Raw genomic sequence first — 14,167 nt, 5'->3', positions numbered from 1 at the left:
CCCTCGGGGAGCCGTTCTGTATTCACAACTAATGGACTGCCTAAGGTTTGACCACGGCAAGCTTTGCTGTCGCAGTTTCAGCACCATTGGGAGAGGCAGCAACGACGAAGTACACACCGGATGCGGCATATTCGCCATTTGTTGTCCTGCCATCCCAGAATCCCACACGTCCACCAGGCGAGGTAAGTTCTGCCACGAGATTTCCTGAAACGGAAAGAATCTTGATAACAGCGCCTTCGACGAGCCCATCGATCATCACGCGGTCATCGAGACCGGGTTTGAATGGGTTCGGAGAAACAACCAGATCGGTGAATCCGGCAACCGGCTGCACGTACGGTGTCACGACGCTGGAGAGTCCGCGTGCCGTGGCGATATATGCCACCCCGGTTTGCGGGTGAATGCAGATGGTCTGAATATCATTATCCAGCAGCGGACTGTTGTCCACATCATACTGTGCGAGGATATCGCTTCCGTCAGCGGAAAGCACGAACACACCTTCTTTCGTACCTATCCACTTGTTGTTGACCGGATCAATGGCAATGCTGGTGACATACTGTCCCTCGATATTACAACGCGTGTTGAAACAGGTCGTGGAAACACGATCCGGCTGTGTTGGATCAAACACCGTGCGCAGTCCCCGGTCCGTACCTATCCATACATCCCCCAACAGATCCACCGCAACCGCGGTAACATCAGCATCCGCGTTGATGGCGTTGGCATCATTGGCACGCAGTTTGGTCCACGTATCGTCGGCGATCACCGTCGGTGTATAGTTGTCATTGAGAAGGTACACTCCGGTGAAAACGGGATCGTCGACGAGTACCCATTTCTGATCGAACTGATCGATGGTCAGCGCTGTCACGGCAAGTGGGGTGGGTATGACGGTGTTCGAGACGAAGCTCCAGGCACCCTGCGGCGAACGATATCCGAGAAGGTATGTGGGAGAAATGAAATGCAGTGTCCAGACTCCCCCACTGTTGTCTACCCGCACCGATCGCACCGCTTCGAATTCCGGATCTGTATCGATACCGGGGAAACCAGGAACGCTGCTGTGGTCGTAAGCCGTGAACACTCCGTTTGGATTCAGTTCGAGTACCCCTTCTCCCCAGGTAGCGAACCACATCGTGCCGTTCACTCCGGCAGCAACATCTGTGACCGCATTCGTTTTCATTTCCGGATGTGAATCGGTGGAATAATTTGTCCAGTCAGTACCGTCGAAACGGTAGATGCCATTGCCGCCACCAGCCGTACCGGATGCAACCCACAGCATCCCATCATTTCTGTCGACCGCCATCGCCTGAATGAAATTCGAGTTCGGGCCGTCCGGTCTGCGGAAATCCCAGGCGCTGCCTTCTGCGTAGCGGGCAATCCCATGATTGGACGCGAGTACGATATCGCCGCTGTCCATACGCACATCAGTAAGCAACGTCCCCGTGGGATAATGCGGCAGGTTGACGCTTTCGCCAATCGGCACAACACCGCCATCCTGACGAACCCGGTACAGGCTGTAATTCATCAGCAAGAGCGCTTCGTCACCATCCTCCCTGAGGCGAACCACTTCACCTCCGGGCAGTGCGCCCACAAATTCAACCCACTGACGCCCGTCAAATCTGTACAGTTTCGACTTCGTTGCGAGCAACGGCGTTCCACCGATTGCAGACAGAGCCGTTATCTCGCCAAAATCTCCGCTGCCCGTTCCGGTATAGACCGTCCAGTTCGCGGGATCTTTCAGATTGATGTTGTTGAGGTCACCAACCGCAACTCCTTCGTGTGTCGCGACCCAGAGTTTCTGTCCTGAAAAATACATGCCGACGATCGGCAACTGCGCACGCAGACTCCCGAACTTCTGCCAGGTATCGCCAAATTCCCTTTTCACATGATCGAACACCGCCACACCGAACTCCGTCCCGATATACGCGAGTCCGTCATGCATTGTAATGGAAGTCACACCACGACTGGGATACTCCGTTGCACGTTGAATATCGGAGATTTCATACCAATCGCCGGACGCTTCACGCACATTGATCATACCATTGCTGGCGCCGGCGATGATGGCACCATCCGCGGTTCGCGAGATTGCCATGTAATCGATGGCGGAAAGCCCGTCCACATTGGTGAAACGGGTATACGTTCCGTCTGTTTCAAGAAATACACCGCCACTTGACGCGGCCCAGAGTCCATCGTCCCCGATGACAAAGTCACGGACATTCTTCATATCCGTATAGGTGTGCCACGTCCCCACCTGCGCAGCAGCGCTTGTGGACAGGAGGAGAAGCAGCAATACTGCGCGCTTCATACGTGTCCTGTATAAATGAAGATTACTGTCCGTCGATAGCTGCAAACAGGTTCAGCATTTCCATCGAAGTCAGGGCTGCTTCCCAGCCCTTATTGCCCTGTTTCAATCCGGCACGCTCGAGTGCCTGCTCGGTCGTGTCCGTTGTCAGCACCCCGAATGCGATGGGAATGCGGCTCTCCATCGAGAGGTTCGCAATGCCCTTGGTCACTTCAGCAGCGATATAATCGAAATGGGGAGTCGCGCCCCGTATCACTGCTCCCAGGCAGATAATCGCATCGTACTTCTCGCTGTCGACGAGCTTGCGTGCGACAAGCGGCAACTCAAACGATCCCGGACAGTAGAGAACATCGATTTGCTGCTCTTCGGCACCATGCCGCGTCAAACAGTCGATCGCACCGTCAACGAGCCGACGTGTGATGACGTCGTTGAACCTGCTGGCAACGAGTGCGAACTTGAACGCTCCCGCCTTGAGGTCGCCCTGAATGGGTGTGAACATGGAATCCTCGTGTACTATTGAATAAAGAGTCTGCGTTTCATGGCCTGCACGATATCAGCGCCAACGGTGTAGGTCCCGAAGTTCTGATAGTCGTTGCGTTTACCGCCGTGGAAATCCGACCCACCGCTTTCCAGCAGGAAGTACGTCGACGCGATGCCGCGGAAGTACCGTTCCCTGTTGGCGTCGTGGGCGGGATGCACCACTTCGATGCCGTCAATTCCCGCTCGAATGAGGTAGGAGAGATCCTGTTCGCCGATATACCACCCGGGATGCGCGACAGTTGATATGCCGCCCGCATTGGCGATGATTTCGACTGCATCCTCGGGAGAAATCTTGTACTTGGGTTCGAAGGCGGGACCGCGATCGCCGATATACTGCTCAAACGCCTCTGCATATTCGTTGGTGAGTCCTTCATCGAGCAGCGCCGCCGCAATATGCGGCCGTCCGACCGCTCCGTGTCCCGCATGTTCGAGCACAATATCGAAGTCCAGCGGAAGATCCATATCATTGAGCTTGCGCACGATGCGCTCGGCGCGGATGAACCGTTCCTTGCGAAGGAACTCGAGCGTGTCTCGAAGCTGTCTGTTGTCGGGATCGAACATATACCCGAGAATGTGAATATCCTTGGTTCCGAGAGTGGAACTTAACTCCACGCCCGGAATCACTTCAATCCCAAAATCCTTCGCTGAATGTACGGCCTCCGCGATGCCGTCGATGTTGTCGTGATCGGTGATGCTGAGTACTTCAATGCCGACTTCGTGCGCACGGGTCACCAGCTCCTTCGGCGACAATGCGCCGTCGGAGTAGTAGGTATGCGTATGCAAGTCGACTTTTCCTGTCATGACTCAGGGAACAGGTGAAAGGGATCGCGGATCAAGGACAGAATTTCATTCATCAAAAAGACGATAGATGAAATATCCCAGTCCCAGCTGCAGGAGCGCCAGGGAGATGCCAGCGTAAATATCGTACTTTTTCGTTTGAGATAGTAGTTCCTCGTCTCCTGTCGAGAGGTAGGAATCGTATTTCGCATCGGCTTCCTGTTTAAGCATCACCGCGGCAACACCAGCAAGCAGACCTACTCCGGCAGGAACGAGAATGTCTGCAGCGGGAAGATGGAATCCGCTTCCGTTCCTCTGCACCTCACCATGCATCGCTTTCTCCTGCAGGGGCTGCAACATGACCAGGGCGCTTGCACGTGTTGTGCTCCTGGGATCAAAATCAACGCCCAGATAGCCGACAGCTTCGAGACGCAGGGTACCTGCCTGCCTGTCCACATCCAGCGGTGTTCTGCCGAGCAGCGAATCTCCGCGGTATACCGCAGCGCCATGCGGCAGGCTGCGCAGCTGAAACGTATTCTTGAATCGCAGCAGAACCACGCCTTCACCTGCATGAAGCGGCGCGTTCGGAAGGCGCTGCACCTGTGCATTCCAGGCACTGCGCGAGGGGAAATACACCCGCACGGAATCCCCATATCTGCGGTCGATGCGAAGCGGTGTGTGCCCGAGCAAAGAATCGCCCAAAAAAACATCCGCGCCGCAGGGTTCCGACTGCAGCGAGATGTATCCGCTCTGTGGTGGATCGATATCCTGTCCATGCGTCAGCATGGGAATGCAAAGGGTGAGCAATATGGGAATGAGATATTTCATCGATTACCTGTCGCCTTCGCTCCGACGTCCTCGATAGCTTTATCGCATCCGCTCATGACGGCTTCTCCATCCTCATCTGCAAGCACGATGCCGCGCGGTGTGAGCAGCGGGGCGGTTTCACTGCGCAGGGGGAGCGTCTCACAGACGGCAATCGCCCCGCTTTCGAGGTCGATGCGCAGCAGTATTCCTTTTCTGAGAAGCTGGTACACGGTGTTGCCCAGCAGCAGGGGCGCCGCACCGGGCAATTCGCCGATCTCCGTGCTCTGCAGGATGGTGCCACTCTGTGGATCAACGACGAGCAGGGTTCCGTCTGAGAGCGCAAGAACAAGGCGTGCGGAGGTCACGGCCGCTGGATAGTATACCGGTACGCCCGTTTCCAGTTCCCAGAGTTTCTGTCCACTGTGAAGATCAATAGCGACCACGCGCCCCTCATGATTCGCGGCGAAAACCCGTGGGCCCTGTATTACCGGACCGGCCTGCACTGCGGCGAAGGTCGGCTCGCGCCACATTGTTTCACCTGTGTTCACGGAAAGTCCGTACACATCACCAGCGGCGGTACCGACGACCAGGATGCTGTCTGCGGCTGCCGGCGCACCATAGACAGGGGACTTCAATTCACGCGTCCACTGTGGAAGCGAGTCTTCCTCCGAGAAACGGTAGACGAGTCCACCGACGGTTGCGGCGAATACCGCATCGTCAAACGCGCACAATCCGGCCTGCACAGCACCGGTGCGCCGCTTCCATTGCAGCGCTGCATTCTCAAGGGAGTAGCAGTAGAGATGTGCGTTCCCACCATCGGTCGCGATGTAAAGCTTGTCGTTCAGAATGGCAGGCGTCGCCGCGATAATGCCCTCCACGGGAAATGCGCCGTTCTGTTCTCCGTCGCTGAGCCGAGCGGTTTCCAGAATCATGGTAATAGACGGAAAAAGCACCGTCTCGCCGCGAAGCAGCATTTCCGCACGTCCCGCAGCTGCGTCCATGGAAAATTCCCACGCAGCGACACCGGCACCCGGCGCCGAGGCGTATGTATGCGTACGCTGTGCGTTCCCTCCCTCCTGCATCCAGTCTGCCACACCGCCCTGCAATGGCGCATCGAGCCAGGAGGATGCGCCGCAACCGGATAGAAGCAGCGCAGCGGCGGAGAACACGAGGAGGCGCAGCACGATGTGCTGTTCAAGACGGACCCCGGTCGTATCATCTCTGTGCTGCATCAGAAATCCCAACCGAAAAAGAACTGGTGGAACACATCGCTCTGGATGTGCGTGAAGTTGTCTTCAATGCGTTTCCCGAAATCATAGCGCAGCACAAACACCCCGAACAGGCTGAAACGCAATCCAGCGCCGACAGCACCGAGTGTCTGCCCGTACTCGCTGTCCCATGAATTTCCGGCATCGAAAAACAGTGCGCCGCGGAGAATACCCAGGTTGATGCTGCCGAAGGGGAAATCGAATCCGACACGATCGAGCACGGGGAAGCGCAGTTCGTGACTTGTCAGCCAGCGCTTGGTACCGCGAATCGACCATCGCGGCCATCCGCGCAAATCCCAGCTGCCGCCCAGGAAATACCTCCGCGCTTCCTTCCCGTGATTGTACAGGAACTCGTAGCGCATGGCGTAAGCGGAGCGCAGTGCAAGCCGAAGATACCGCCGATAATCGAGCATGACGGAATAGTAGTTGACGTTGGAATATCGCAGATCGGTAGTATACGAAAGCGTCACGTTGAAGCGGCTGCCGTCGATCGGACCTGTCCAATAATACAGCGCGTTGTCCCTGACATAGCTGACGGAGTTGGTGAGCAGCAGGGCCTTCCTTTGCCGGATCTCGGCAATGGCTTCCTTGTCGGAGTTGCTGAAACTGACAGAGCCCTCAATGCGCCGGAATTTCGAGATCGGGTAGGCAGCGGCGAAGTATCCTCCGTACGCGCGTTCGTAAAAGTACAGGTCAGGATCGAGAAGGTCGTAACGCCGACCCGCGTAATGAAACACACCGTAACTGTACGGGGTCTTTCGCCCGAGCGACATTCGCGAGACGGCAAAATTGAAACTCGACAGGAATTCACCGGATGTCTGCGCCGTGTTGTACACGGTAAAGAAATAGCGATCGTCTCCGAGTACATCACTCATGCTGAGCACAGCGCCGCCCAGCGTTCCGAACACCGGATCGGTGGAAATGGCACTCTGTGCGACATCGACTTCGTACTCTTTCCTGTACGCGAGACGTGAAGACACCGTTTCACCCGAGACCGACGGCGTCGTCCATGGCGCAACCTCCGCGGGCATGCGCTCAGGATATGCCAGCGAAAATGAATCAATACGGGAAGCGATATCTGGCATTTCGAGGATTTTGAAGCTGAAGCCATCGTATGCGGAGAACAGCAGTCCACCCTTCTTCGTCCACACCGGATCAAACGCCGCTGTGGTGAACTTCGTGATCTGCCTGACGGGTGGAAGCACACTTCGTGCATCCGACACGTTGAGGACATGGACATTCTGCGTTCCATCCCTGTCGGATGTACAGGCAATGAGGGTGCCGTCGGCGGACCAGGAAGGCGACGCGTACGAAATGCTGTCCTGTGTCAGGTATTGAATGCCTCCGCCATCCATGTCGAGCAGGTAAAGATCTCTCGCACCACGGCGTCCTTCGGGACCCCGGTCGGATGTGAACACCACGCGATCACCATCAGGAGACCACGCCGGATCACGGTCATCATAAAAATCGTCCGTAAGTCGATCAAGACTGCCCCGGGCGGGATCGGCCACATACAGGTCATACTGCCCCGCTGTACTGAGTCCCGCAAACAACACCCGCTTTCCATCCGGAGACCATGAAGGAGAATTGATCATGACGAGGTCGTCGAATCGCAGCGTGCCGAGCAGCCTCTCAGCATCGACATCGTACAGATGCATCACGTCGCTTGCGCCACTCTTGGTAACAAAGGCAAGCACCCCATCCCTGCTGATATCCATGCGTCCCCCGAGCAGATGGAAAGCTTCGAAGCGATCCGTTTTTTCTCCCTGGATGAGTTCAATGGTTTCGCCCCCGGTGAGGGACTTCTTATACACCCCACTGTACCCGGTATTGTTCGCCATGAAAATGACGTAGGAAGAATCACCCTTCTGATAGTACACCGGTTTGGAGTTGAATCCGGATGGCACAATGCTCTGCGCAACATCCGAGGGCCTGTCATGCGTCTCTACGAGCGGATAGTACCGCAGCTGCAGATCCCGTACCCACGCACGATCGAACTGCTCATATGAGAGTCCAAGCGTGTAACGGAACACCTCACTGAATTCTTCCGACACCCAGAAATTGTCTATCATGGCCACGATTTTCTCTTCCCCGTATGTTCGGGCGATAAAGCCCAGGGCGTCCTGCCCTTCCTTGTACATCAGGAAGCTTCCATTGATGGCCCAGATGTTCGAAAGCGGTGCGAAGTAACCGCTGAGCACAGCGTCACGCAACACCATCTCCGCCTGGCTGTCCCAATCCGTAGAATAGTATTCCGCCAGTCCTTCAACGAACCACAGGGGCAGGTAGCGGTCCGGACGCTGGCCATGTTTTGTCATCGTATGCGCCAGCTTGTTGTGCATGAACACATGCACGAGTTCATGGTTGATGACATGGCGAAACTGCTCCATCGAACCCTGACTGGGAATAACGACGCGTCCCTTCATGAACTCAAAAAAACCGCCGACGCCGTCCGGGATGAAGCCGGGCGTCACATTCGTCTGCTGGAAGTGCAGCGGAGAGCTGTAAAAAATGAGGGGGATGCGATGGCGCATCGTGAAGTTGAACACACGCTCGAGCTTGCGGTAGCTGCTCTCCGCGAAGTAGGCGCCCTTGCCGGCGAGTTCCGTCATCTCGGGATAGTAGTAGATGTCGAAATGCTCGGTCTTCAGGATCTGCCAGTCAAAATCCTTATGCGTGATTTTGTTGCGTCCGAACGGGAGGAATTGTGCCTGCACCTGAGGGACTGCGATTGCCCCAAGTAGCAGGCAGAGCATGACGAAGCGCAGCGTGCGGTACCGGAATCCCGGAAACGACGGCGGAGGCGATATGTGCATCGTAGCGTCTTTCATACATTGCGCCATGCGTTCCGGAAGAGTCTGAGGGGAAGCCTACAGCTTTCCCAGTTCTTCCTTGAGACGATTGATCTTTTCAATCGGATAAGGATCCACACCGTTTTGAATGGCGAGATAAAAACTAACCCAGTCTCCAAGGCAAATCAATCCCAAAACGCGGGCGAGCCGTGCCTCTTCCTTGGCATAAATCTCCACCACCTCTGCCGCGTAGGGACGCAGAAGTTCCATCGTCACAGCGATGCGCTTGCGAATCTGCGGCAGATCGTCCCTGTCATGCAGAACAACAACGCCAATGCGCTTTAACAGTTCGGGATTCTGTTCCCAACCCACGATTTCGTTGTGGTTCATCTCAGGAAACACGTTGGTGTACGAGAGCATTTTTGCGTTTTCCTCGATCTGGCAGCGCCAGCGCGTCAGCACCGCCTCGAGTCCGACCTGCGCCGCATACAGCACAGGCAGTTTGCCCTGCAGTTTTCCTGCAACCAGGATGGCGGGATTGCGATCACTGAGAAAATCAGCGTACTGCTTCGTCGCATTCTCCAGCACCTGCTGCGTTTCAGCAAGAACGGACTGCTGCAGGTCGAGAATATCCAGCCGGGCGGCGATCATCAGCAGCGGGAAGAACAGGTAGCCCAGCGCGGCGCGGGGAGCGAGTCCGCCAGGAATGACCGCCGAAGGAATGCCTGCCGCTTCTGCCTCATCGAGCAGTTTCCCGCCCGAGGTCACGACGACGATCTGTGCGCCGCGATTGACCGCTTCAGCGTAAGCGGACAACGATTCCTCTGTTCCACCCGAATAGCTGACGACGACCACAAGCGTCTCTTCATTCACGAAAGCTGGAAGCAGATATCCACGGTTGACGGTGATTGGAATGCGCGCTTCATGCTCCGCATAGACGCGCAGTACATCACCTCCGATTGCGGAACCGCCCATGCCGCAGACGATCAGATTGCGAATCCTCTCTGTGCGAATACTGCTGAGATTTACGGAATTACCAATATCGATTCCCGTCTTCGCCTGCTGCGGGAGGTCGCAGAGCACGCTGTACATGTCATGGGAATCGAGTTCGCGGATACGCTGGGAAAAATCGGTAGTGGTCATGCTGTTCTGTTATTCATGGTTGTGTTTGCGAGATCGAAAATGCGTCCCGTAGCGAAACAAAACACTCAGTTCGTGCTTTTGAGTTTGCTCAGCAACTGCGTGCGCAGTTCTTCAAAGCCGGGTTTGTTGAGCAGCGCGAACATGTTGCGCTTGTACTCTTCCACGCCCGGCTGGTCAAAGGGATTGACATCGAGCGCATAGCCGCTGAGCGCGACCGTGTATTCAAAGAAATACAGCAGGGCGCCAATGCTTCTGGATGTAATACCATCCATCAGGATGCTTGCATTGGGAACGCCACCGGAACGATGCGCGAGCGCCGTCCCCTGCATGGCGTTGCGGTTGACTTCCGCGAAGCTGCTTCCCGCCAGGTAGTTGAGTCCGTCGGTGTTGTCCGCATCCTCAGGCACACGTAACCCATCATGCTCTTCCGTGCTGAACAGGAAGGTCTCGAACAGCATGCGCCGTCCATCCTGGATGTACTGTCCCATGGAATGCAGATCTGTTGTATTCGTCACTGCCGCGGGGAATATCCCCTTCCCGTCCTTGCCTTCACTCTCTCCAAAGAGCTGCTTCCACCATTCGGTGACATATTGCAAGGCGGGGTGGAATGACGCGAGCACTTCAACGTAATGGTCGCTGCGATACATGGCATCGCGAAGCAACGCATAGTGAAAGGCCGGGTGCTCCTCCCCGCGCATGGTAGCTGCGGTTTCCTGCATGGTCGCGGCACCGTCGAGAAGTGCGCGGATATCCATACCGGCAGCGGCGATGGGAAGCAACCCCACCGGCGTAAAAACCGAGAAACGTCCTCCAACATCATCCGGGATGATGAAGGACTGGTAGCCCTGTTCATCCGCAACCTTCCGCAGTGCTCCGCGTGAGGCATCCGTTGTTGCGACTATACGTCGTGCGGCTTCCTCATGTCCATAGCGCTCCTCCATCATCTGACGAAGCACGCGAAAAGCCAGTGCAGGTTCGGTCGTTGTACCCGATTTTGAAATCACATTGATACTGACGCTGCGATTTTCGAGGTAGCGGAGCAGGCTTTGCAGATATGCGCCATCGATGTGATTCCCGGCGTAGACGATCTCCGGTCCTTCGTTCCCGAATGGCTGGCGAAGCGATTCGATCACTGCCCGCGCGCCGAGATAGGAACCGCCGATGCCGATGACAACGATGACATCAGACTGCGCACGCATTGCTGCGGCCGTATTCTCGAGCCGCTGAAGCTGTTCACGCGCTTCCCCGGGCAAGGTCATCCATCCCAGGAAATCACTGCCCGCCCCATTTTTCCCATGCAGCGTATCGGCGGCTGACGTGATCCGTTCCCGTGAGGCGTCCCACTGCGCGGCGCTCAGGCTGTCCCTGCAATTTGTATCATCAATGCGAATCAGTTCACTCATAACGTTCTCCATACGTTCCGTTCCTCACAATATTCCTCAGCGCGACAACAGCTTCTGCAGTATTCAAACCCGCAACTGTCATGCGCCATGCTCCTCATGCCTGCCGAGACCGTTGACCATGGTGGCGAAGAGTTCCGGGAAACGCTGATGCATGTAGGCACTCAGGTAGCTGCGTACATCGCGTGCGCTGCTTTTCCGCAGAGCCTCCGCCGCGACCTTGCGTGCTTCCTTGTAGCTGGTTGAGCGAATGATGGTCTTCACTTCGGGGATCACTGACGGCACCATGGAAAACTCATCGAGTCCGAGTCCCAGCAGCAGCGGTGTCGCCAGGGGATTCCCGGCCATTTCTCCGCACATTCCCACCCAGAGTCCGTTGGCATGTCCGGTTTCCACGGTCGTGCGAATCGCGCGCAGCACTGCGGGATGAAACTCCTGATACAGATCGGCGATCAGCTCATTGTTGCGGTCAACTGCCATCAGATATTGCACGAGATCGTTGGTGCCGATGCTGAAGAAACTGACGTGCTTCGCAAGTTCATCGGCGACGAACACGGCGGAAGGGACCTCGATCATCAGACCGAGTTCCATATGCTCGTCAAACGCAACGCCTTCACCCCGCAGTTCCGTTTTCACATCCTCAAGCATCTCCAGCACTTCTTCGATTTCGGTGACACCGGAAATCATGGGAAACATGATCTTGATGTTTTTCATCGTCGAGGCGCGCAGCAGCGCGCGAAGCTGCTGCCGGAAGATGACGGGTTTGTCGAGCATCATCCGAATACCTCGCCACCCGAGGAATGGGTTCGATTCGGCAACGTCAGAGTCCAGCAGCTTGTCTCCCCCGATATCGAATGTCCGGAAGATTACTGGCTGCGGGTACATCATATGTGCAATTTCGCTGTACTCGACGTACTGTTCCTGTTCGGAAGGGAAATCACCTTTTTCGATGTACAGATGCTCCGTGCGATAGAGTCCGATTCCCTTTGACCCCTGCGTGACAACGTATTCGAGTTCATTGATGAATTCCGCATTGGCGGAAAGTTCGACCTTGTGTCCGTCCTGCGTCTCGCAGGGCAGATCTCCGAGACCTTTCAAGTCTGCTTCGAATTGCGCGATGTTCTCGAGTTTGAGACGATACTCTTCCCGATGCTCCTCGGAAGGATTGACAATGACGAGTCCCCGCTGACCATCAAGTATCACTTCATCGCCGGTGCGTATAAGTTCCATGCTCTGCTGCAGAGCGGTGACGGCCGGAATTTTCAATGAGCGAGCGAGAATGGCTGCGTGCGAGGTGATTCCACCCAGATCGGTGGCATAGCCAAGGACGTCATTCCTGCTGAACAGAATGGTATCCGACGGGGTGAGCTGAGAGGCGATGATGACATGCTCGCCCTCGACGGTGGAATGCAGGCGCTTCTTCTGCAGATTGCGCATGATACGCTGGCCGACTTCGTCGAGGTCTGTCACGCGATCACGCAGCAGCTCGTCGTCGGCATCACCCAGCATGGACTTGTATTTCTTCAGTTCATCATAGATGAGGAAGTCTGCGTTCTTTTTTTCCTCACGCAGTCGTGATTGCAGCGCCGAGAGCATAACCGGGTCATCGAGCATCGCGAGCTGCGCTTCGAAAATGCTGGCCGCTTCCTCGTTGAGTTTTTCCCGCGCGAAACGAATGATTTTCTGTACCTCTTGACGGGAACGCTCGAGTGCATCTTCGAGCAGTTTCCCTTCGAGCAGCAATTCGCTTTCCGAGAGGATGCGCTCGGTGACGTACACCTCTTCCCTCTCGTACACATAGGCGGGACCCATGGCGATGCCGCCGGATGATGGCAGTCCCTTGAGAATGATTTCCTTTGCTTCCGTATTCAAGATTGCTTCCCTGTGTTAGCGCTCAGAGTTCGCCGAAGCCGTTCTCAAAAAGCTCCGTGACCGCATCAGCCATTTCGTCCTCATCCGCACCTTCAAACGTGAGCCGCAGGGTGGATCCCTGTTCGGCCGCAAGTGTCATGACACCGATGATGCTTTTCCCGTTGATCTCAAAGTCGTCCTTCTTGATGTAGAATTCCGACGCGAAGCGTGCCGCGGTTTTCACCAGCGTAGCGGCGGGACGCGTATGCAGTCCCGTGCGGTTCTTTATGGTTATTTCGCGTTCGATCATGGAATTCAGTGTTTGCGTTCGAGCAGCATCTGTGCGAGCCAGCCGAGCATGCTCCGGCCTTCGTTGTCTTCAAGTTCCTGCAGTGCGGCTGCGGCGGCTGCGGTATCATGCGCAATTTTTTCCCGCGCGCTGTCAAGCACACCGATACGTTCATATATGCTCTTGACCCGGTGTACCAGCCCTTCATGCGTCGCCTGCCGCGTCGCGACACTCTGGAGCAGTGCAAGGTCGTCACCTTCCGCCCGCTGCAGTGCGTTGACCAGCAGCCAGGTTTTCTTTCCTTCGATGATGTCGCCGCCGATGGGTTTGCCAAGCGTGCGCTCGTCAGCAACGATATCGAGCAAGTCGTCCTGTACCTGGAAAGCGCGTCCGACGCAACGTGCGTACTCGAGCAACGCAGCACGCTCCTTCTCGTGCGCGCCACCAATAATTGCCCCGATTTCTGCGGAAATGGCAACGAGCCAGCCGGTTTTCTTCCCGATCATCATCAGGTACTGCTCTTCGGTGACGGACGGCAGGTTTTCAAATTCCTTGTCATAACTCTGCCCCTCACACACTTCAATCACACCGTCGGTGAAGACGCGTGTCATCATGCGTACATCCCCTTTCTCAGTGTTCAGCAGGGTTTTGTACGCGATGCCCATCAGTTCGTCTCCGACCAGGATCGCGATGTTCTCATCCCACTTCCGATGGACCGTCTCGCGTCCCCGGCGCGTATCGGCGCGATCCATGATATCGTCGTGCACGAGGGTGAAGTTGTGGAGGATTTCAACGGCGACACCAGCGTCCACCGCGTCCATCGGGTCTCCTCCCACGGCCTGGCAGGCGAGCATGACGAGCACGGGACGAATGCGCTTGCCTCCTCCGCTCAGTACGTAACGCGCGGGTTCATACATCGTGACAGGCTCATCCCTGTCAATGACAGTAGCCACGCGGTGATCGATTATTTCCCGGTACTTGTTGTAGCGCTGAAGAAAGTCGTTCAT

Annotated in this window: 11 protein-coding genes; all 11 read right to left on the bottom strand. The window is 56.1% G+C overall.

What is annotated here, in order from left to right:
* Positions 1-40 precede the first annotated feature (40 nt).
* Positions 41-2,296 (bottom strand): hypothetical protein, encoded by a 2,256-nt coding sequence (locus KQI65_03505; protein MCB2203789.1) that lies wholly within the window; start codon positions 2,294-2,296, stop codon positions 41-43.
* Positions 2,297-2,318: 22 nt separating this feature from the next.
* Positions 2,319-2,792 carry a 6,7-dimethyl-8-ribityllumazine synthase gene (ribE, locus tag KQI65_03500; GenBank protein MCB2203788.1) on the bottom strand — a complete coding sequence of 158 codons (474 nt, stop codon included), beginning with the start codon at positions 2,790-2,792 and terminating at the stop codon, positions 2,319-2,321.
* A gap of 14 nt (positions 2,793-2,806) precedes the next feature.
* On the bottom strand, positions 2,807-3,634 hold the full coding sequence (locus KQI65_03495) for a PHP domain-containing protein (GenBank protein MCB2203787.1): 828 nt from the start codon (positions 3,632-3,634) through the stop codon (positions 2,807-2,809).
* Between the two features lie 45 nt (positions 3,635-3,679).
* Complete coding sequence (locus KQI65_03490; protein MCB2203786.1) at positions 3,680-4,438, bottom strand: hypothetical protein; 759 nt, start codon at positions 4,436-4,438, stop codon at positions 3,680-3,682.
* Entirely contained in the window at positions 4,435-5,649 is a 1,215-nt protein-coding gene (locus KQI65_03485; GenBank protein MCB2203785.1) for a PQQ-binding-like beta-propeller repeat protein, read from the bottom strand. Before KQI65_03485 ends, KQI65_03490 begins: the two co-directional genes overlap by 4 nt.
* The gene (locus KQI65_03480) at positions 5,649-8,516 is read right to left on the bottom strand and encodes a BamA/TamA family outer membrane protein (protein MCB2203784.1); all 2,868 of its coding nucleotides are present in this window, start codon (positions 8,514-8,516) and stop codon (positions 5,649-5,651) included. The genes KQI65_03485 and KQI65_03480 overlap by 1 nt, the downstream gene beginning before the upstream one ends.
* Positions 8,517-8,555: 39 nt before the next feature.
* Positions 8,556-9,620 (bottom strand): bifunctional phosphoglucose/phosphomannose isomerase, encoded by a 1,065-nt coding sequence (locus KQI65_03475; protein MCB2203783.1) that lies wholly within the window; start codon positions 9,618-9,620, stop codon positions 8,556-8,558.
* 65 nt (positions 9,621-9,685) lie between these two features.
* Positions 9,686-11,023, bottom strand: coding sequence for a glucose-6-phosphate isomerase (locus tag KQI65_03470; protein MCB2203782.1), 1,338 nt, complete (start codon positions 11,021-11,023; stop codon positions 9,686-9,688).
* 78 nt (positions 11,024-11,101) lie between these two features.
* Entirely contained in the window at positions 11,102-12,892 is a 1,791-nt protein-coding gene (gene ptsP / locus KQI65_03465; GenBank protein ID MCB2203781.1) for a phosphoenolpyruvate--protein phosphotransferase, read from the bottom strand.
* 22 nt (positions 12,893-12,914) lie between these two features.
* Positions 12,915-13,181 carry an HPr family phosphocarrier protein gene (locus KQI65_03460; protein MCB2203780.1) on the bottom strand — a complete coding sequence of 89 codons (267 nt, stop codon included), beginning with the start codon at positions 13,179-13,181 and terminating at the stop codon, positions 12,915-12,917.
* A 5-nt stretch (positions 13,182-13,186) separates the two neighbouring features.
* Positions 13,187-14,167, bottom strand: a complete 981-nt coding sequence (locus tag KQI65_03455) for a polyprenyl synthetase family protein (GenBank protein ID MCB2203779.1) — start codon at positions 14,165-14,167, stop codon at positions 13,187-13,189.

This window comes from bacterium (assembly GCA_020444325.1).
GTDB lineage: Bacteria > Bacteroidota > Ignavibacteria > SZUA-365 > SZUA-365 > BM516.
The sequence above is the reverse complement of the archived record's forward strand: the minus strand, read 5'-3'. Positions and strand labels throughout refer to the sequence as shown.